The organism is Pseudomonas sp. BR20, assembly GCF_050780135.1.
In the GTDB taxonomy this organism is placed as follows: domain Bacteria; phylum Pseudomonadota; class Gammaproteobacteria; order Pseudomonadales; family Pseudomonadaceae; genus Aquipseudomonas.
Map to the genome: position 1 here is coordinate 2,871,758 of NZ_CP172012.1, position 20,494 is coordinate 2,892,251.

General features: G+C 62.6%; 17 protein-coding genes. 8 read left to right on the forward strand and 9 right to left on the reverse strand.

Translation table 11 applies throughout. The annotated features are described in order from the left end of the window. Positions 1-47 precede the first annotated feature (47 nt). The 5 genes from ACHPFG_RS13310 to ACHPFG_RS13330 form a co-directional block, all read right to left on the reverse strand. Entirely contained in the window at positions 48-1,439 is a 1,392-nt protein-coding gene (locus ACHPFG_RS13310; protein WP_339543083.1) for an undecaprenyl-phosphate glucose phosphotransferase, read from the reverse strand. Between the two features lie 235 nt (positions 1,440-1,674). After that, positions 1,675-2,322 carry a winged helix-turn-helix domain-containing protein gene (locus tag ACHPFG_RS13315; RefSeq protein ID WP_431702963.1) on the reverse strand — a complete coding sequence of 216 codons (648 nt, stop codon included), beginning with the start codon at positions 2,320-2,322 and terminating at the stop codon, positions 1,675-1,677. 38 nt (positions 2,323-2,360) lie between these two features. Further along, a complete protein-coding gene (locus ACHPFG_RS13320; RefSeq protein ID WP_431702965.1) occupies positions 2,361-3,065 on the reverse strand; it encodes a hypothetical protein in 705 nt (234 codons plus the stop codon). After that, positions 3,055-3,786, reverse strand: a complete 732-nt coding sequence (locus ACHPFG_RS13325) for a winged helix-turn-helix domain-containing protein (RefSeq protein WP_184742594.1) — start codon at positions 3,784-3,786, stop codon at positions 3,055-3,057. The genes ACHPFG_RS13320 and ACHPFG_RS13325 overlap by 11 nt, the downstream gene beginning before the upstream one ends. Positions 3,787-4,104: 318 nt before the next feature. After that, positions 4,105-4,968, reverse strand: a complete 864-nt coding sequence (locus tag ACHPFG_RS13330) for a LysR family transcriptional regulator (RefSeq protein WP_431702967.1) — start codon at positions 4,966-4,968, stop codon at positions 4,105-4,107. A gap of 100 nt (positions 4,969-5,068) precedes the next feature. On the opposite strand from ACHPFG_RS13330, the gene ACHPFG_RS13335 reads away from it, so the two are divergent. Beyond that, complete coding sequence (locus tag ACHPFG_RS13335; protein WP_431702969.1) at positions 5,069-6,073, forward strand: quinone oxidoreductase family protein; 1,005 nt, start codon at positions 5,069-5,071, stop codon at positions 6,071-6,073. Between the two features lie 62 nt (positions 6,074-6,135). On the opposite strand, the gene ACHPFG_RS13340 is transcribed toward ACHPFG_RS13335, so the two are convergent. After that, entirely contained in the window at positions 6,136-6,639 is a 504-nt protein-coding gene (locus tag ACHPFG_RS13340) for a phage infection protein (RefSeq protein WP_431702971.1), read from the reverse strand. Positions 6,640-6,784: 145 nt separating this feature from the next. Further along, complete coding sequence (locus tag ACHPFG_RS13345) at positions 6,785-7,507, reverse strand: pirin family protein (protein WP_431702973.1); 723 nt, start codon at positions 7,505-7,507, stop codon at positions 6,785-6,787. Positions 7,508-7,688: 181 nt separating this feature from the next. Here ACHPFG_RS13345 and ACHPFG_RS13350 point away from each other — a divergent pair, with 181 nt between their 5' ends. Continuing rightward, on the forward strand, positions 7,689-8,639 hold the full coding sequence (locus ACHPFG_RS13350) for a GlxA family transcriptional regulator (RefSeq protein WP_431702975.1): 951 nt from the start codon (positions 7,689-7,691) through the stop codon (positions 8,637-8,639). A gap of 95 nt (positions 8,640-8,734) precedes the next feature. Then, the gene (locus ACHPFG_RS13355; protein WP_431702977.1) at positions 8,735-10,258 is read left to right on the forward strand and encodes a winged helix-turn-helix domain-containing protein; all 1,524 of its coding nucleotides are present in this window, start codon (positions 8,735-8,737) and stop codon (positions 10,256-10,258) included. Here ACHPFG_RS13355 and ACHPFG_RS13360 read toward each other — a convergent pair. Together ACHPFG_RS13360 and ACHPFG_RS13365 are read right to left on the reverse strand one after the other, a co-directional pair. Then, positions 10,205-12,967: an ATP-binding protein gene (locus ACHPFG_RS13360; protein WP_431702979.1), complete on the reverse strand. Its 2,763-nt coding sequence runs from the start codon at positions 12,965-12,967 to the stop codon at positions 10,205-10,207. The genes ACHPFG_RS13355 and ACHPFG_RS13360 overlap by 54 nt on opposite strands. A gap of 58 nt (positions 12,968-13,025) precedes the next feature. Further along, on the reverse strand, positions 13,026-13,424 hold the full coding sequence (locus ACHPFG_RS13365) for a helix-turn-helix domain-containing protein (RefSeq protein ID WP_090403294.1): 399 nt from the start codon (positions 13,422-13,424) through the stop codon (positions 13,026-13,028). Between the two features lie 204 nt (positions 13,425-13,628). Between ACHPFG_RS13365 and ACHPFG_RS13370 the strand changes: the two genes are divergently transcribed. From ACHPFG_RS13370 to ACHPFG_RS13390, 5 genes are all read left to right on the forward strand, one after another. Then, on the forward strand, positions 13,629-14,537 hold the full coding sequence (locus ACHPFG_RS13370; protein WP_131699267.1) for a LysR family transcriptional regulator: 909 nt from the start codon (positions 13,629-13,631) through the stop codon (positions 14,535-14,537). A 113-nt stretch (positions 14,538-14,650) separates the two neighbouring features. Further along, positions 14,651-15,268: a transcriptional repressor LexA gene (gene lexA, locus ACHPFG_RS13375; protein ID WP_131699268.1), complete on the forward strand. Its 618-nt coding sequence runs from the start codon at positions 14,651-14,653 to the stop codon at positions 15,266-15,268. Continuing rightward, entirely contained in the window at positions 15,268-15,882 is a 615-nt protein-coding gene (gene imuA / locus ACHPFG_RS13380) for a translesion DNA synthesis-associated protein ImuA (protein ID WP_145337499.1), read from the forward strand. The genes lexA and imuA overlap by 1 nt, the downstream gene beginning before the upstream one ends. 7 nt (positions 15,883-15,889) lie before the next feature. Next, positions 15,890-17,305 (forward strand): Y-family DNA polymerase, encoded by a 1,416-nt coding sequence (locus ACHPFG_RS13385; protein ID WP_431702983.1) that lies wholly within the window; start codon positions 15,890-15,892, stop codon positions 17,303-17,305. Positions 17,306-17,348: 43 nt separating this feature from the next. Continuing rightward, complete coding sequence (locus tag ACHPFG_RS13390; protein ID WP_431702985.1) at positions 17,349-20,420, forward strand: error-prone DNA polymerase; 3,072 nt, start codon at positions 17,349-17,351, stop codon at positions 20,418-20,420. Positions 20,421-20,494: the final 74 nt, after the last annotated feature.

Below are 20,494 nucleotides of genomic sequence, written 5' to 3' on the forward strand. Positions count from 1 at the left end.
CGCTGACGCAGCTTCGCTTGCGCTCGGCAGCTGCTACCCGTAGGGGATCAGTAGATGTCCTTGGACAGCAGCGTAAATGGCGTCTTCAACAGGATCTTGATGTCCAGCCACAGCGACCAGGTGTTGATGTAGCGCAGGTCGATGTCGACGCGCTGTTGCATCTTCTCCAGGGTCTCGGTCTCGCCCCGGCAGCCATTGACCTGAGCCAGGCCGGTGATGCCGGGTTTGATCCGATGGCGCGCCATGTAGGCGCGGATTTTTCCCGAGTAGTAGTCGTTGTGCGCAATCGCATGGGGGCGCGGGCCGACCAGTGCCATGTGCCCTTGCAGCACATTGAACAGCTGCGGCAATTCATCGATGGAGGTACGCCGGATAAACCGGCCCACCGGCGTAATGCGCGAATCGTTGCGACTGGCCTGGCGTACCTCATGGTCGTCATGCACACGCATGGAGCGGAATTTCCACACCTTGATCACCTCACCATTCCAGCCGTGGCGGTCCTGTTTGAAGATCACCGGGCCGGGGGAGGTGAGCTTGATCAGCAGGGCGACCAGCAACAGCAGGGGGCTCAGCGCGATGATAGCCAGCAGCGCCAGGCTCTTGTCCAGCAGCGACTTGCTCAGCGCAGCGGTGGGGCGGCTGGTCAGCGGACTTTCGTTGAGGTAGATCGCCGGCAGCCCATCCACTTCGGCCACGCAATGGTTGAGCAGCAGCATGTTATTGAGGTCGGGCACCCAGATCACATCCACGTTGATCTCCAGCAGGTTGAGGTACAACGCCTCAATGTGGGTGGCGTCCTGCAATGAATGGGTGATGTAGAGCCGGCGGATGCCGTGTTGCCGGATCAATTGGGGTAATTGCTGCAGCTCGCCGAGTATCTGCGCTTGCGCATCCTCGGCCGCCTCGGCACGGCCGCCGACCAGACCTACCAGGGGCGAGCGTTTTTGCCGCGAGAGGGTTCTGGCCAGGTCCACGGCAAGCTTGCCGGTGCCCACGATCAATGACTTTTGGCGCTCGTGAAGTTGGCGGTGGTAATACCGGGACAGGCTGTGCAGCGGTATGTAACACAGTGCCAATAACGGGTAACTGACCGCCGCCCAAAGTAATAAAATTTCTACAGGGAACAGGGCGTTGGCATTACACGCTACACCCACGGCAAACAATATGCCCATGGTTAACAGCCAGCCCATGAACAAGCGTCCAAGGCCTACGGCATAATCATCTTTCTTGCTGTAGACACCGCACAAGGTATACGCCGGGAGAGAGGCTAATATCGTAAAGGCGGCCAGGACGCGGTAGTAATACTCCAGTTGGCCAGTCTTTAAGATGACCAGCGTGAATAACAGCGCAACAACTAAGCTCGATGCGAGTGTCCATTGCCCCCAGAACGTCAACCCCCTGGGGGTGAGGTTGCGATGCATTCTAGTGTTATTAAGCATAGTTCTGCTCCCGGTGATGAGCGCGCACGTGGTGGCAGGTGTTTAGGATTAACTGTTATAAACAACAGGCACGCGCAAGCGCGTGCCTGTTGATAGTAATGAACGGCATGGGGCAGTGGCTGACGACTTATAACAAGGTCAGAAGGGGGCAGGCGAATTGTATGTTATAAAAGGGCAGGTAGAAGCGTGTGGTAATAGGCAGGGTGCGTGCTAAGTTCTGGACTGTTTTTATTGTTTAACGGCGTGGCTGACTAAGCTCGAGCGGCTTTTTGATTTTTTGCGTCAGGCAATAACCACGGTTTCTTACCGCACGAAACAGACGTTCACCGTCATTGACCCGCTTGAACTTTTCCTGCAGGCGACTCAGGCACATTTCCAGTCCGCGGTATAAATCGGGTTCACGACCTATATTACGGATCAACTCTTCTTTGCTGACCACGCGTTCTTCATGGTGCAGCATCTTTTTAATCAGCGCCGATTCAATAGTGGTTAATGAAATGCGCAGACCACCTTTGACCAGTGCTCGGTCATGTTGAGTGAGCAGCCAGAAATCCTGTGGATACAGTGGCGCTCGTCCGGCGCTGGTCTCCTGAGTACGCGTAGGGTTATTCGGCGCGCTGTCAGGATTCTTGGTGGTTGGCATTCTGGATTCTTGCCGCTTGGCGTTAAACGATTGCGAGGGCAAGCTGAGGGTGTGGGTAATAATGTAGGTATTAAAGCGCGAGGTGATCCGTGTTTGAGAAAACGCCAGGTTTGTATCGGCGGGGTCCGTCGCCTCCGGGGCGTTTAAGTCGTAATGGAAGAACTCTGCGTTGGGCGTGAAGTCCTGCAGTGCGATAGACGCAAGTGTTGGAGCGAAAGTGTGTTTCTTGAAAGAGCTCATAGGGGCCACCCATATCAGGAAGATGCAGTTGTTAGTTGTTAAAGGCAGTCAGCAGGGGAGTAATAGCCGCCCTGAAAGTATTCGAACGGCAAGTTTTTAGCCAGCGTGGCGCTGTCGGAAAATTCCACCTGGTCGGCGATAAAGCGCACTCTGCTTGCACTCATCAGCTCCAGCATGCGGTCGTAGAGCCGGTCGAACAGGTCCGAGCGGGTATTGAGGCTGAGCCGCAGGGCGGAATCCGGAAACGGCATCTTTATATAGTCGTAAAGCTCAAGGCCGATCAGCAGGTCCGCCGGCTTTGTATCGAGTCTGTAATTGTTATAGGCCAACGTGATACCGCTCTGGTCTTTCAACTTATACAACTGGCGCACCATCGCCCGGCGTTCCACCGGACCGGGCAGGGCATCCAGGGGGTTGTCGAGACTGAGGGTGAAAGGTTGTTTGTGGTATTCCAATGCCCGCGTGACCTGAATGATCGCCTTGAGAACGTCGTCGTTCATCAGGGCCGATTGCCCCATGCGCAAAAGCGTATGACCCGTCGCCGGACTGACCGCCTTAAGCGTTGTGCGCGCTGGGTGGATATAGCGCAAGGCCTCAGTGCAGGCACTTTCAAGTTGTTCTAGGTCCACGCCACCCGCTACGCTGATTTCACTGCCCCACCAGGCATGACTGCGGTCAACGACAGCTTGCCTGATGATCTTGACAGGCGGGGTATGTAGGGAAGGCGCTTTTTCACTCTTCACGGCTCAACCCCTCCTGAGTGGGGTGGAAATGGCTGGCGCAAATAAGGCCCCGACTGAGTTTGTAACCATAACCGCGAATGTTTTGGATGATGTTTTCACCATAGTGCGCCTTGATCTTACTGCGCAAACGGCTGATGGACTTTTCCAGTGCGCGGGAGTCGTAGTACTTGGTATTAAGCCCCATGACACCGGCGATCTCATTATGGCTGAGCAGTCGGTTCTGAATAAGTGCTTCCAGTACTTTCATTTCGACGAAGGATATTTCCAACTTTTTTCCATCGCCATACAGGCACATGCGATCTTGGTCGAGCACCAGGTCGCACTGATTGAGTCGAGCGCTTTCACTGAGAAAGGCATCAAACAGATTCAATTTTTTTTCGGGGGAAGTTTCGACCACCTTGATGCAGTAGTCGGCGCCGGCCAGGTAGTATTTTGTTTTGCTGAGGGTCGACGCAAAGGTGACGACGACGAATATCGTGCAGTCAGGGTTTTCAGTTCGCGCTTTTCTTATTATGTCCAGGCTTAGATTGCTGGCGGAGGGTGTATCAATTTCTATAATGATGGCACGGTAATGTACGTGGCTTTCCTGGGGGTCAATTAGTTGCCCGTAGCAACGTGTATCGACTTTTAAATTATTCGCTACAGTGCGAACTAAAAGCTCCCGAAAGTCCTCCGATTTCGATTGAGTCCGTGCAATAGCGAGGACGTTGGAAAAATGCATAACCTACTCCCTTTTCCGGCATGCAAGGCCGTCAGTTCAATCACTGCTAGCGTTTAGATACTAATCGAATTGATTACGCTAAAACGTGACAAATTTTAACATTTGCCACTTGTTTTTTACGTTCGCAGGGGGGAGTAGGGGGATGTTGCACAGAGCTCGTACGGACTTACACATATGCTAGTGCAAACTCTTAATGCTCGATAAGTATTTTTGTTCCAACGATTTTTTTGACGGGCGCAGGTTTAAGCGTTGCCTGCTCAGGCCGGAAAAACGCCCGGCAGGGCGACCCGAAGGTTGGCGGATGCGCCTCGGCTTGACTCAGCGGCGCAATTGCACCTCGGCCTCGATGCACGCCACCAGAAACTCCATGACCACCTTTACCGACGGCGAACGGCGCATGTCGGGGTACACCGTGAGCCAAATATCACGCACAGGACCCTCGACGGCAGTGGGTAGCCTGACCAGCAACGGGTCGTGATCGCCCACCAGGGTCGGCAGCACCACCGCGCCCACCTGGGCCCTGGCCGCCATTTGCTGGGTGGCCAGGTCGCTTGCGGCAAACGCGATCTCACGGCCGCCGCGCAGTTGGTGCATCCAGGCTTGCTGGGGCAGGTGATCACGGCTGCTGTCGTAAGCGATGAAGGTCCACTGCGCCCCCGGCAATTGCTGGAACGTCGGCGGGCCATATAGCCCGAAGCGCACTACGCCGACCTTCCTGCGCACCAGGGCCTCCTCATCGGGACGCACCGTGCGCAGGGCAATATCCGCTTCACCCTTGTCCAGCGCAGCCAGTTGGGTCGACGGCATCAGCACCAGGTTCAACTGCGGGTATTGGGTGCGCAGGCGCGCTATATGGGGTGCGATGCAATAGTGGGCGATGGACGGCGGGCAACTGACCCGCACCGTGCCGGCCATTTCGATGGACGCGACCCGCGACAGGCGCATCACCTGCGTGGCCATTTCATCCATGCCCGCCGCCAACTCCGCCAATGCCAGGCCTTGCGCGGTCAGCGGGCGGCTGCGCGGCAGGCGGTCCACCAGCTTGACGCCGAGGGCTTTTTCCAGCGCATCGACGCGGCGTCCGACGGTGGCGTGCTCCACCTGCAGCTCGCGGGCGGCCGCCGACAACGACTGGCTACGTGCTAGCACCGTGAAGTAATACAGGTCCTGCCAATCGAACATCGGGTTATTTCCGCACAGAGGTTGGAAGAGTTTGGGGAATTTTCCTACTGAAAGCTTCCTTTTACCATGGCCGCTTCCCTGTGCACACGGAGTTGTCCCGATGAAAGCCATTACCTTGCAAACCTACGGCGGCCCTGAAGTTGCCCAATTGCGCCATGACATCCCCAAACCCCAGGTGTTGGCCGGGCATGTGCTGGTCAAGGTGGCGTGCGCCGGGATCAACTTCATGGATATTCATACCCGCCAGGGCAAATATGCGCAGTCGTCGACCTATCCGGTGCGCGTGCCCTGCACCTTGGGTATGGAGGGGGCCGGCGCAGTCGTGGAAGTCGGCGCCGGCGTCAGCCATTTGGCCGTTGGCGACCGGGTGGCGTGGTGCATCGCCTGGGGCGCCTTTGCCGAGTACGCCCTGGTGCCCGCCGCCAAGGTGGCGCAGATTCCCGCTGCCATCACCTTCGATCAGGCGGCTGCGGCGATGTTTCAAGGCTGTACCGCCCACTACTTGATTGAGGATGTCGCCCGGTTGCAGGCCGGCAGCTCCTGCCTGGTCCACGCCGCGTGCGGCAGCATCGGCCAGCTGTTGGTGCAGATGGCCAGGCAATCAGGGGCCACGGTGTTCGCCACCGGCAGCACCGCTGAACGATGCGCCATTGCCCACGAGCGCGGTGCCCACCAGGCCTGGGTCTATGACGGCGGCCGATTTGCCGAGCGGGTGTTGGAAGCCACGGGCGGGCAGGGCGTGGATGTGGTCTTCGATTCGCTCGGCAAAAGCACCCTGCGTGACAGCTTCCGCGCCTGCCGCACACGCGGCCTGATCGTGAACTATGGCAATGTCTCGGGCTCGCCGACCGACCTCGACCCGATGGAGCTGGGGGAAGCGGGTTCGCTGTTTTTGACGCGCCCCCGGTTGGCCGACCATATGGCCGACGGCGCGACCGTACAACGGCGTGCCAACGCGGTGTTTGCGGCGATGCTCGAAGGTACGTTGACGGTGGCTATCGAAGGGCATTACACCTTGGAAACGCTGCAGCAGGTGCATGAGCGCATCGAAGCGCGGCAACAGATCGGCAAGGCTGTGGTGTGGGTGGACCGCGACCTGCATTAATCGAAGGCGAAAAAAAACCGGCTGATCAGGCCGGTTTGGGGTGCCCCGCGAACAGTGCGGGATTAAGCGTGGTTGTCCAGCAGGCGGTCGGCACCGCCTTCGGCCAGGCCACGTTCCTGCAAGCGATCAGCGCCACCTTCGGCAACGCGGTTGCCTTGCAGGCGGTCGGCGCCATCTTCGGCAACGCGGTTGCCTTGCAGGCGGTCGGCACCATCTTCGGCAACGCGGTTGCCTTGCAGGCGGTCGGCGCCACCTTCGGCAACGCGGTTGCCTTGCAGGCGATCAGCGCCACCTTCGGCAATACCGCGTTGCTGCAAGCGATCAGCACCACCTTCGGCAACACGACGCTCCAGCAAGCGATCCGAGCCACCTTCGGCAACACGACGCTCCAGCAAGCGATCCGAGCCACCTTCGGCAACACGACGTTCCAGCAGGCGATCCGAGCCACCTTCAGCAACACGATTTTCGATCAGGCGATCCGCGCCGCCTTCAGCAACAACAGGGTGGGCAAATGCGTTTGCAGCGAGTACCGAGAAAGCGAGGCTAAGCAAGATTTGGCGTTTCATGATGGTGTGCTCCGAGTGTTTTAGTTGGGTGTTGCCTGGTATGGGTTTGATGTTACGCGTTGCATTTTTTAAGAGAACTTCATTGGGCTGATGGTGACTATCGATGCCAGCGATGGCCCGTTTCAAAGGGCCATCGCCGTGCTCGTCACGGCATCTGCGGCAATTCCTGGGGACGCAGGTCGAACACCAGCACCTCGGCATCCTGGCCCTGGCTCAGGCGGATTTGCCGCTCATCGCGCACTCGGGCACCGTCGCCTTCCTGCAAGCGCTGGTCGTTGATGTCCACGCTGCCCCGAGCTACATGGATGTACACGTGGCGATCCGGCGGCAGGTCGAGGGTCGCGGCTTCGTCGCCGTTGAACAGCCCGGCGTACACCCTGGCGTCCTGGCGCACGGTCAGGGAACCGTCGGTGCCGTCCGGCGAGATGATCAGTTGCAGGCGCCCTTGTTTCTGCGCCGCGCTGAAGTGCTCCTGTTGATAGCGCGGCTCGGCACCGGCCACGGCGGGTACGATCCAGATTTGCAGGAAGTGCACGCCGCGGGTCTGGCTGTGGTTGAACTCGCTGTGGGCCACGCCGCTGCCGGCGCTCATCAGTTGCACATCGCCGGGGCGGATCACCGAGCCGGTGCCCAGGGTGTCCTTGTGTTCCAGGGCGCCTTCAAGCACATAGGAGAAAATCTCCATGTCGCGGTGCGGGTGCTGGCCGAAGCCTTTGCCGGCCGCGACGCGGTCGTCGTTGATCACCAGCAGGTCGGAAAAACCCTGTTCATTGGGGTTCCAATAGTTGGCGAACGAGAAGGTGTGGAACGACTTCAACCAACCGTGATTGGCGGCGCCGCGTTCGGAAGCTTTGCGAAGGGTCAGCATGGTCTTGTCCTCAAGTGAGCGCGGGCTGCGAGATGCAGGGCGCTTGCGTTGAGAAGAAGATTACTGGTAACTGAGATATTCATTAAGAAGCTGTAATCTGAATAACTGTCTCCTATATGTTGACAATAAAAAGGCGTGTCATAATATCTACCGCTTTCTTCCCTCGATGGATTCTTCCCGTATGAAAACCGTGGCCATGGCGCTGTTCCCGGACTTCCTCCTGCTGGACATGGCCGGGCCGCTCGAAGTGTTTTCCATTGCCAACCGCTACCTGCCGGCGGCGGAGCATTACCAGATTCTCACCCTGGGTACCGAGCCCGGTCCGTTGCGCGCCTCCAATGGCGTGATGGTCCAGACTGACCTGCTGCTGGACCAGGCCCAGGCGGCTTATGACCTGCTGCTGGTGCCCGGCGGCCCGGGTGCCTACAACGAATGCCACCCGTCGCTGCTTCCCTGGCTCAAGGCGGCGGCGCCACGGGCGCGGCGCTTCGGCTCGATCTGCACCGGAGCCTTTGTGCTGGGCCACGCCGGGCTGCTCGACGAACGCCGCGTGACCACCCACTGGCACTACACCGAGCGCCTGATCAAGGCCTTCCCCAAGGCCATCGTCGAGACGGATCGCATCTACCTGCAGGATGGGCGGTTGATTACCTCGGGCGGGGTCACCGCCGGTATCGACCTGGCGCTGTCGATCATCGCCCAGGACCATGGCAAGCAAGTGGCGGTGGATGTGGCCAAGGTGCTGCTGGTGGTGATGAAACGCCAGGGCGGCCAGGCCCAGTTCAGTCCGATGACGGCGTCCGTGGCGCCCCAGGAAACCGCGATCACCCGCGTGCAGAACCATGTGCTCGCCCATCTGGACCAGCCCTTCACCATCGAGTCCATGGCCGAACTGGCTGGCATGAGCCCACGCCACTTTGCCCGGTTGTTCGCCAAGGACGTGCAGATGACGCCCATGGCCTTCCTGCAGGGCGCGCGCATCGACCGCGCCCGGCAACTGCTGGAAACCACCGACCTGCCGCTCAAGACCGTGGCGTTCCATGCAGGCTTCGGCAGCGTGCGGCACATGCGCTTTCTATTCAGTGAAAAACTCGGCTTGAACCCTACCCAATACCGCCAACAGTTCAGTTAACGACGGGATGTCCGTCTCGCGCACCCGATTGTCCGTATCGCTCCCTGTGCCAGCATTGCCCTGTTACAGGTAGCTGGCAAGATAACGTCGAGCCCATGGAAAAGGATGCGCGGATGCCCAAGACCGGGCGTTTCAGCGCGATTGCAGACATGAATGAGCCTCAGGCGATTGACGCGGATGGCACGGTGCGCTTCGGCACCTATGCGTTTCACCGGCAGCAGCGGTTGGTGAGCAAGGCGGGTTGGCCGGTGCCGTTGGGCGGTCGGGCGTTGGATGTCCTTGCGGTGCTGCTGGAGTCGCCAGGGCAATTCATCAGCAAGGCTACCTTGATCGAGCGGGTCTGGCCGTGCAGCGTGGTGGAGGAGAACAACCTGCGGGTGCACATCGCCGCACTGCGCCGTGCCCTCGACGGACAACGCCTTATCCTCAATGACCCCCAGCGCGGTTACTGTTTTGTTGCACCCGTGGAGGTTGCGGCCGCCACGGTGTTGCCCCGGCATAACCTCGGCACCCGGCTCAGCCCGGTGATCGGTCGCGATGAACTGCTGGGGGTGCTGGTTCGGCGTGTGTCCGGGCAGCGCCTGATGACACTGACCGGTTGCGCCGGCGTGGGCAAGAGCACCTTGGCCCAGGCCCTGGCCGAGCGCGTGTTGCCACGTTACCGCGACGGTGTGTGGTGGGTCGACCTGGCCACGGTGGAGGCGCCGCTGATGATGCTGCGCCACCTGGCCACGATCCTGCATCTGGAACCCAGCGGCAGTGTCACTGAGTTGTGCCGCCAGCTGGTGTCCCGGCAATTGCTGCTGGTACTCGACGGCGCCGACCTGTTGCTCGGTGCCTGTCGACATCTTTTGCGGGTGCTGCGCGAGAACGCGCCCCAGGTCAGCGTGCTGGTCAGCAGTCGCGAAGCGTTGCAGGCCCCAGGCGAATGGGTGCTGCGCGTGCCCCCATTGGCCGTGCCGGCGCCGTCGGCGGTGGGCAGTATTGAACAGGCGATGGCGTTCCCCGCGGTGCAACTGTTCGTCGCACGGGCGTGTGCCGGTCAACAGGGCTTTGTGTTGCGCCAACAGGACCTGGCGCCGTTGCGGGACATCTGCCGGCGCCTCGACGGTATTCCCCTGGCCCTTGAACTGGCGGCCGCCCAGGTGGATGCGCTGGGCGTACGTGGTTTACAGGCGCAGTTGCACAGTGGATTGCAGGTACTGACCCGGGGCCGCCGCACGGCGGTGGAGCGCCACCAATCCCTGGCCGCCGCCCTGGACTGGACCTACGAGCGTCTGAGCCTGCCGGAGCGCTGGCTGTTCCTGCAATTGAGCCTGTTCAAGATGGCCGTGACCGCGCCCACCCTGAGTCAGCTGGTCGCCGGCACAGAGCTGGAACACGCCGACTTGTCGTACCTGCTCACGCGCCTGGTCGGCACCTCGCTGTTGAGCCTCGAACCCGGTCCGGGTTATCCACGCTATCGCCTGCTCAATAGCGTGCGCAGCTATGGCCTGGCACTCCTGCGCAACCCGCAGCAGGTTGCGCGTTTGCAGCAGGGTTATGGGCATTACCTGGGGACGTTTTCAGGCCGGCCGTTTGTCCTGCAACTCGTCGAGCAGGCAGCGTACGCGGACTAGGTCCTGGGTGGCGAAGCCTTCGGTAAATCGCGCGTAGACCGAACCCAGCAGGTCGCGTGCGGCCTGCACGCGACCCTGCTTTTGCCACAGCCGCGCCAAGGAGTCTGCACAGCGCAGCTCCCAGGCCAGCGCGCCTTGCTGGTGTGCCAGGCCCAGGGCTTCGAGCAGCAGCGCCTCAGCCCCGTGGATGTCGGGCATGGACTCGGCGCGCACGCGCAGGATTTCCGCGCTGCACCAGCCGGCCGCACCGCACCGGGCGCGTTCGAACAAGGCGTCATCCACTGCCCGGGCGTTGAAGGTCACCAGGATGTCTTCGACCAGCCCCAATCCCTGCATATCGTCGATCTGCGCCGTGCCTTCGTAGCACTGCGCCCAGGTGTGGAACAACTGCACCGAATGCTTTTGCGCCTGCTGCAGCAGCAGGTCCAACTGGTCGCGGGCTGCGACGGAGTCACCGTTGTACTGGGCGATGACCACCCCGGCCAGGGCCAGGGTGTAGCAAATCGACGTGCCGTGATTGATCTGCAATGCCAGCGCCAGTGCCTGGCTTGCGGTGCGCCACGCGCGTTCGGGAAAACCGCGCAGCCACAGGATGCGTGCGAGGATGGTCAACGAGGCCACGCTCTGGTCGTATTGCACGCCAAAGCCGTGGGTAAACCGGTTGAGATGGCCGCTCTGGGCCATGCGCTGGATCACCTGTTCGGCATTCTGCTGCGCCAACGCCTGGTGGCCGGCGAAGTGCTGCGCCAGCACCCTCAGGCGTTGGGCGCTGAGGGCCAGCAACGGCTCGGCCTGAGGCCCCAACCGGTCGAAATGCAGGCTTTGCTCCAGGGCCTCGCGGTAGTTGCCACCGCACAGGCTGACCGTCATTTGCCCCGACACCGCGCGCAGTTGACCGACCAGGTTGCTGTCGGCTTCGGCCAGGCGCCGTGCATGGGCAAAGGCTTCGATGGTCTGCGGCGTACCGCCCAGGGTGTGATAGGAAAAACTGCCGAAGGCCAACTGCAGGGCCATGTTCAAGTGCGGGCTCGGCGTGCTCGATTGCCCCAGCCGCGCCAGGGCCTTGCTCACGTACAGGCCGTGTTCGCGCAGCAGCGATAGCTCCTGCCACAACGGCATGGCGCTGACGGTGAGACGAATGCCCAGCAGGTGGACGCCCTGGTCGCCCAGGCCCCAGTCGAGGGCGGCACGAATGTCTTCGCGCAGCGGGGCATAGCGGTCGATCCAGGTTTGGGTGGCCGTCTGTTCCCAATCGTCCTGCGCCTGGTTCATCAGGACCAGGCAACGGTTGGCGTGGCGTTCACGCGTGGCGTCGAGTTCATTGGCGACGCTGAGTTTTTCCAGGGCGTAGGTGCGGGTGATGTCCAGCAGGCGATAGATCACCTCGTCATCCCCAGCCTCCACATTGAGCAAGGATTTCGCCACCAGTTGGGTGATCGAACCCAGTACCGCGGCCGGCGCAACCTGTTGCCCTGCGATCACCGCTGCGGCACTGGCCAGGCTGAAGCCACCCCGGAACACCGCGAGGCGACGCAGGCAGATTTGCTCGCAGCCGGTGAGCAGTTCAAAGCTCCAGTCCAGGGTGGCGCGCAAGGTTTGATGGCGGGGCAGGGCGCTGCGCCGGCCACGGGTGAGCAGGCGGAAGTTGTCTTCCATTTGCACCAGCAGGCCGGGTAGGCCGAAGCGCTCGATCTGCGCGGCCACCAACTCGATTGCCAGGGGGATGCCGTCCAGGCGTTGGCAGATGTCGATAGCCAGGGGCAGTTCGGCTTCGCTCAGTTCGAAGCTGTCCTGATGGGACATGGCCCGCTCGATCAGCAGTTGCAGGGCCGGATAGCCCAGGGCCTGGGCGCGGTTGCCGGTGGCGGGCGGGCAGGCCAGGGGCTCCAGGCGTTGCACCGACTCGCCCTCGGCGCGCAATGCCTCGCGGCTGGTGGTGAGGATGTGCAATTTGGGCGCGTGGCGCAGCAGGGTCTCGCTGATCAGCGCGATGTCGTCCAGCAGGTGTTCGCAGTTGTCGATCACCAGCAGCAATTGGTGCTCCTGCAGACGGCGGGCAAACACAGCCAGCGGTTCGTGCTCAGTGTGGGTGAGGTCGAGCAGCGCGGCGAGATTGGGCAGGATCATCGACGGTGCACTGAGAGGCGCCAGGTCCAACAGGCGAATACCGTCGCGGTAATGTCCGATCAACAATTCCGCCACGCGCAAGGCGACGGTGGTCTTGCCGATGCCGCCGGCGCCGGTCAGGGTGATAAAGCGTTGCTCGGGCAGCTGCTGCACCAGGCTGTCGATCAGGGCCTGGCGGCCGAGCATGCGCGTGCGTCGCAACGGCAGGTTGTGGCCCGGGCGTGGGGGCGCGCCTTCGGTCGGTAGGCTCATCGGCTCGATGCTCAGTGGTGCTACAAAACTGTAGCCCCGCTGGGCCACCGTGACGATATAGCGCTGCCCGGCCTGGCCATCGCCCAGGGCCTTGCGCAGCGCTGCCATATGCACCCGCAGGTTGCCGTCTTCCACCACGCTTTTGGGCCAGACCCGGGCGATCAGTTCCTGCTTGCTCACCACAGTGCCGGCCTGCTCCAACAGGATCAGCAGGATCTCCATTGCCCGCCGGCCCAAGCGCAACGGGCGACCGGCCTCCAGCACCAGGCGCTGGTGCGGGTGGATACGGTAAGGGCCGAAATGCACGGCCTGGTCGCGTGGGGCACTCATGGGTGGCCATGCTCCGGGAAAAGTAAGCGGCCAGCATATTCCAGGTGCATGCAGACCACTAGGCAGCGATCTCTTGAGGCTTGTGACGCAGTTGGTGATTTCGCCAGGTCATCGGGTTGACGCCCTCGCTGCGCGTGAACATATGGCAGAAATGCGCCTGGTCGCAAAACCCGCACTCCAGGCTGATTTGCGTGAGGCTCAAGGAGGAACCGGTGATCAGTTCCTTGGCCCGCTGGATGCGCTGCTGGCGTATCCATTCCTGGGGCGACAGCCCGGTGGTGCACTTGAATGCGCGGGAAAAATGGCTGCGCGACAGGGCGCAGGCTTGGGCCAGGTCGGCAATCGCCAGGCTTTCGCCGAGGTTGGCGAGGATCAATTGCTTGGCGATCCGCTCGCGCCGGGGGCACAGGCCGCCGGTAGCGGATAAGCGAGGAGCACAGTACGCAGGACGGGCCATGACGAATATCCGCAGTCGATGGGAGCTTTCCCGGTGAATGGATGCAGTGTAGACCGGCTCATTTTTGGCGCCGCACCGTCTGGCTGGCGAGTTAATCGTTGTTAATTTCGCCAGGTTCGGTCACGAAAAAGACAGCACAGGCATGCAATCCAGGCAGTGTTTTGCCTGCTTAGCTGGCAGCCTGCTAACCGTTTGGATACCGCCATGAACCGCAACGACCTGCGCCGCGTCGATATGAACCTGTTGGTGATTTTCGAAGCGCTGATGTTCGAGAAGAACCTGACCCGGGTCGCCGAAAAGCTCTTCATGGGCCAACCGGCGGTGAGCGCGGCCTTGGGTCGGCTGCGAGATTTGTTCGACGACCCGTTGCTGCTGCGCAACGGCCGGGGCATGGAGCCCACGCCACGCGCCGTGGCGATACTCAAGGAGCTGCAACCGGCCATGGACACCATTTCAGGCGCAGTCAGCCGCGCCAAGGACTTCGACCCCTCCACCAGCTGTGCGGTGTTCCGCATCGGCCTGTCCGACGACGCCGAGTTCGGCCTGTTCCCGCCGTTGCTCAGCCAACTGCGTGAAGAAGCCCCGGGCATCATCGTGGTGGTACGCCGCGCCAATTACCTGCTGATGTCCGCATTACTGGCCAGTGGCGAGATCTCGGTAGGCGTGAGCTACACCACCGAACTGCCGGCGAATGCCAAGCGCAAGAAACTGCGGGACATTCCCTGCAAGGTGCTGCGCGGTGATGACGGCGTTGAACCGCTGACCCTCGACGACTATTGCGCGCGGCCCCATGCGATGGTGTCGTTCTCGGGAGACTTGAGTGGCAATATCGACCTGGACCTGGCGCGTATCGGCCGTGCCCGCCGGGTGGTGCTGGCGGTGCCGCAATTCAGTGGCTTGCGGGCGTTGCTGGCCGGTACACAGATTATTGCGACGGTGCCGGACTATGCGGCGTGTGCGTTGACCGAGGGCACGGCGCTGCGGGCGGAGGATCCGCCGTTTGCGATTGATGCGGCGGAGTTGTCGATGGTGTGGAGTGGGGTGCATGACAATGACCCGGCGGAGCGGTGGTTGAGGGGCAGGATTGCGCAGCATATGGCGGGAGGGGGGTGAGCTTGGCGGCCTTTGGGCCGACCGGAGTTGTGAGCCTGGTGTACTCGGTTAAATGTGCATAACCCCCAACCCCGACTACCGGTCCTTGTAAGAAATTACCCAAAAGAGTACAAATGTACTCCATGACAACCCTGACCCCCCGCCGCACCGCCATCCTGACCTTCATCCGCGACCGTATCGCGCAGCAAGGCCAACCCCCCAGCCTCGCCGAGATCGCCGAGGCGTTCGGCTTTGCCTCCCGCAGCGTCGCGCGTAAACACGTAGTGGCCCTGACCGAGGCCGGCTTCATCGAGGTCAACCCCAACCAGGCGCGTGGTATCCGTTTGCTCAACCAGCCCATGCGCCCGGAGTGGCTGGATGTCCCGGTGCTCGGCCGAGTGGCAGCAGGCCTGCCCATCGGCGCGGATGCCGAAGTGCACAGCCGCCTGCAACTCGACCCCGCTACTTTCGCGAAAACCCCGGATTACCTGTTGCGGGTGCAAGGCGATTCGATGATCGAAGACGGCATCCTCGACGGCGACCTGGTGGGCGTCCGCCGCAGTGCCGAAGCCGTGAACGGGCAGATTGTGGTGGCGCGCCTGGACGGCGAAGTCACCATCAAGCGTTTCGAACGCAGTGGCGAGCGTGTGCGCCTGCTGCCGCGTAACCCCGCGTACGAACCTATCGTGGTAGGCCCCGACCAGGACCTGGCCATCGAAGGGGTGTTCTGCGGCCTGGTGAGGCAAGGCTGATGGGCGCCGTGATTGCACTGGACACGCTGTTCAATGGCGGTCGCGTCTGGAAAGGCCGGCCTGCCGCGCCCCCGGCCAGCGTACACCCCACGGGGCTGGCGGCGCTGGATGCGGTGCTGCCCACGGGCGGCTGGCCGGAGTCGGCCTTGAGCGAAATCCTCATGGCCAAGGAAGGCGTGGGCGAACTGCAACTGGTGCTGCCGACCCTCGCGCGATTATCGGCGGCGGGGGAGCGCATTGTGCTGGTGGCGCCGCCTTACACCCCGTACCCCCACGCCTGGCAGAACGCCGGGGTGGATTTGCGCCAGTTGTCGGTGGTCCAGGCCGAGGCGCGTGATGTGTTGTGGGCGGTGGAGCAGTGCCTGCGCTCCGGCAGTTGCGGCGCGGTGCTGTGCTGGCCACGCAAGGCGGATGACCGCGCCTTGCGTCGCTTGCAGGTGGCCGCGGAAACCGGGCAGACCCTGGCGTTTGCCTGGCGCGCCTTGAGTGAAGCGATCAACGCTTCACCCGCCGCCCTGCGCCTGGCCGTCGAGGCAAAACCTGCCCAGGTGCGGGTGCTCAAATGCCGGGGCGGTTTGGCTCACCCGGCGCCGATTGCACTGGCGGGGCACTGAGGTTGCCATGCGCTGGGTGTGTATTGTTTTCCCGCAATTGACGCTGGACGGGGTGCAGCGCCTGCATCCCGAGCCCGACCAACCCCTGGCGCTGCTGGCCGGCACGCCGCAGCGGCGCGTGCTGCAAACCGTCAATGACGCCGCCCGCGCAGTGGGCCTGCGTCCCGGTCAATCGCTGACGGCCGCCCATGCCCTGGCCAAGACCTTTGCCAGCGCCGAATACGACCCCGCGCAAATCGAACGCTGGCAGCAGTTCCTGGCGGCCTGGGCCTACCGCTTCAGCTCCCAGGTCAGTGTGTATTACCCGCGCGCCTTGCTGTTCGAGATCGAATCGAGCCTGGGCCTGTTCGGGCCCTGGCCTCGGTTCGAGGCACGCTTGCGCCAGGAACTGACCGAGCTGGGCTTTCGTCACCGTATCGTCGCCGCGCCCAACCCGGCGGCGGCGCGGGTGCTGGCCAATCTCTACGATGGCTTGGCCGTGGCCGATGAGGATGGGTTGCTCCAGGCCCTGGCGCCATTGCCCATCGACCGCGCCGGCTTCGACCCGCAAGCGGCCACCGCGTTGTCGCGCATGGGCCTGCGTACCCTGGCCCAGGTACAGGCGTTGCCCCGGCACACCCTGGCGCGGCGCTTTGACGCCGGCCTGCTCAAGCACTTGGATGCGTTGACCGGACAACGACCATTGGCTCTGGCGTTCTATCAGCCGCCGGACCAGTTCGATGTGCGCATCGAGTTGAATTTCGATGTGCAATCCCACCAGGCCTTGTTATTCCCCCTGCGCCGTTTGACCGGCGACCTCTCGGCCTTCCTCTGCGGTCGCGACAGTGGCGTGCAACGCTTCGACCTGCATCTGGAACATGCCCAGGCGCCGGACAGCGTGATCACGGTCGGCCTGCTCAGCGCCGAGCGCGAACCGGCGATGCTGTTCGAACTGGCCCGTGGGCGCCTGGAGCAGGTACAGGTCACTTCACCGGTGCGCGGCTTTCGCCTGGTGGCCCAGGACCTGCCGGTGTTCGTGCCGCAACGCCAGGACCTGTTCGACGATCGCCCGCAACAGACCTTGCCGTGGGAGCAACTGCGCGAACGCCTGCGGGCCCGCTTGGGGGATGAGGCGGTGCAAGGCCTGCGCTTCCATGCCGACCATCGCCCCGAATGCGCCTGGCAAATGGCGGCGGATAAAAGCCCGTGCGTCACCTTGAACAAGGTCCAGCGTCCCGGCTGGCTGCTTAACGAACCGACCTTGCTGGCCGAGCAGGGCGTGCAGATCCTCATGGGGCCGGAGCGCATCGAATCCGGCTGGTGGGACGGCGCCGATATTCGCCGCGACTACTACCTGATCCGTACCCGCGCCGGCCAGCAAGGCTGGGCCTATCGCAGCGTGGGGCAAAGCGATGGGCTGTGGCTGCAAGGCTGGTTTGCATGAGTCCCCATAGGCTGCAACCGGCCTTCTGTAGGAGGCGGTGGCCATGAGTTACGCCGAGCTGCATTGCCTGTCCAATTTCAGCTTCCAACGCGGTGCCTCCAGCGCGCTGGAGTTGTTCGAACGGGCCAAACGCCAGGGCTACAGCGCCCTGGCGATCACCGATGAATGCACTTTGTCGGGCATTGTGCGGGCCTGGCAGGCATCGAAGGCGGTGGGCTTGCCGCTGGTTATCGGCAGCGAAGTGCGCATCGAGAACGGCCCGAAACTGGTGCTGCTGGTGCAGGACCTCAGCGGCTACCAGTCCCTGTGCCGCCTGATTACCCTGGCCCGCCGCCGCGCTGAAAAGGGCCGTTATCGCCTGCTGCAAGAAGACTTCGACCGACCTCTCAACGGCCTTTTGGCGCTATGGATTGCCGAAGACAGCGACACCCAGGCCTCCATCCAGTGGTTGTGCCGTACCTTCGCCGAACGCCTGTGGCTGGCGGTGCACCTGCACTGCGGCCAGGACGATGCGCGGCATCTGGAGCAACGCCTGCAACTGGCCGCCAGCCTGCATATCCCGGCGGTGGCCTGCGGCGATGTGCATATGCATGCGCGCGGCCGCCGCGCCCTGCAAGACACCATGACCGCGATCCGCCATCACGTGCCGGTGGCCGAAGCCGGCACGCGCCTGCACCCCAATGGCGAGCGCCACCTGCGCAGCATCGAGGCGCTGGACGCGCTGTACCCGCAAGCCTTGCTCGACGAGACCCTTAACATCGCGCGCCGTTGCACCTTCGACCTTGGCCAGTTGCGCTATCACTACCCGCGCGAGCTGGTGCCCGAGGGCCATGACGCCAAATCCTGGCTGCGCGCCGTCACCGAAGAAGGCATCGCCCAGCGCTGGCCGCAAGGGGTCGACGCCAAGACCTTGCAGCAGATCAACAACGAACTGGAACTGATCAGCGAGCTGGGCTACGAAAGCTACTTTCTCACCGTGCACGACATCGTGCGCTTCGCGCGCAGCCGTTCGATCCTGTGCCAGGGGCGCGGCTCGGCGGCCAACTCGGCGGTGTGTTTTGCCTTGGGGATCACCGAGATCAACCCGAGCCTGATGAACATGCTGTTCGAGCGTTTCCTGTCGCGCGAGCGCAACGAGCCGCCGGACATCGACGTCGACTTCGAACACGAACGCCGCGAAGAAGTGCTGCAGTACGTGTTCCAGCGCTATGGCCGCACGCGCGCGGCGCTGACGGCGGTGGTCAGCAGTTACCACGCAGCCGGTGCGGTGCGCGATGTGGCCAAGGCCCTGGGCTTGCCGCCGGACCAGATCAACGCGCTGGCCGAATGCTGCGGACGCTGGAGTGACGATGCGCCGCCCCTGGAACGCTTGCGCGAAGGCGGCTTCGACCCGGACAGCCCGATCCTGCGCCGCGTACTGACGCTCACCCAGCAACTGATCGGTTTTCCCCGGCACCTGTCCCAGCACCCCGGTGGCTTCGTGATTTCCGAGTACCCGCTGGACACCCTGGTGCCGGTGGAAAACGCCGCCATGGCCGAGCGCACCATCATCCAGTGGGACAAGGATGACCTCGATGCGGTCGGCCTGCTCAAGGTGGATATCCTCGCCCTCGGCATGCTCAGCGCGATCCGCCGCTGTTTCGATCTGCTGCGTCGCCATCGTGGCCGTGATCTGTCGTTGGCGACGGTGCCCAAGGAAGACCCGGCCACCTACGCGATGATCAGCAAGGCCGACACCATCGGCGTGTTCCAGATCGAGTCGCGGGCGCAGATGTCGATGTTGCCCAGGTTACGGCCGCAAAAATTCTACGACCTGGTGATCGAGGTGGCCATCGTGCGCCCCGGGCCGATCCAGGGCGGCATGGTGCATCCGTACCTGCGCCGACGTAACGAAGAGGAGCCCACCACCTATCCGTCGCCGGAGCTCGAGGCGGTGCTCAAGCGCACCCTGGGCATCCCGCTGTTCCAGGAGCAGGTGATGCAGATCGCCATGGTCGCCGCCGATTACAGCCCCGGCGAGGCCGACCAGTTGCGCCGTTCCATGGCCGCCTGGAAACGCCATGGTGGCCTGGAACCGCATCAAGCACGCCTGCGCACCGGCATGTTGAAAAACGGCTACACCGAGGCTTTTGCCGCGCAGATCTTCGAACAGATCAAGGGCTTTGGCAGCTATGGTTTCCCCGAGTCCCACGCCGCCAGTTTCGCCTTGCTGACCTACGCCAGTTGCTGGCTCAAGTGCCATGAGCCGGCGGCCTTCGCCTGTGCGCTGATCAACAGCTGGCCCATGGGTTTCTATAGCCCGGACCAGATCCTGCAGGATGCGCGGCGCCATGGTTTGCAGATCCGTCCGGTGGATGTGCAGGCCAGCGACTGGGATTGCAGCCTGGAACCCATCGACGGCCAGCAACCGGCGATTCGCATGGGCTTGCGCATGATCTCGGGGTTTCGCGAAGAGGATGGGCGGCGTATCGAAGCCGCACGTCAGCGCCGGGCGTTCAGCGACATTGCCGACCTGGACCAGCGCGCCGACCTGGAGGCGCGTGCCCAGGCGTTGCTGGCGGATGCCGGGGCTTTGCGCGCGCTGGCCGGCAATCGGCATACGGCGCGCTGGGCCGTGGCTGGGGTGCATAAGCAGCTAGGGTTATTTGCTGGCCTTCCCAGCCCCGATGAAGCACGGGTGGAACTGCCAATACCGACGGAGGGCGAGGACCTGCATGCCGATTACGCCCTGCTCGGCACCACCCTTGGCCCGCATCCGTTGGCGCTGTTGCGCGCCGAGCTGCGTAAACGGCGCTGCCGCAGCTCGAACGAACTGATGGCGGTGGAACATGGTCGCACTGTCAGCGTTGCCGGGCTGGTGACCGGACGCCAGCGTCCCGGCACTGCCAGTGGCGTGACCTTTGTCACCCTCGAAGATGAATTCGGCAACCTCAACGTGGTGGTCTGGCGCGACCTGGCCGAACGTCAACGCCAGGCCTTGGTGGGTTCGCGCCTGCTCAAGGTGGACGGGCGCTGGGAGGCGGTGGGCGAGGTGCGGCACCTGATCGCCGGGCGCCTGACCGACCTGACGCCGCTGCTGGAAGGCATCACGGTGCGCAGCCGGGATTTTCACTGAGGCCGGTAGCGCTTGCGGTGATTAACCCCTAATTTATACAAAATGAAACCATCGACCCTTGATGCGCTCAAAAA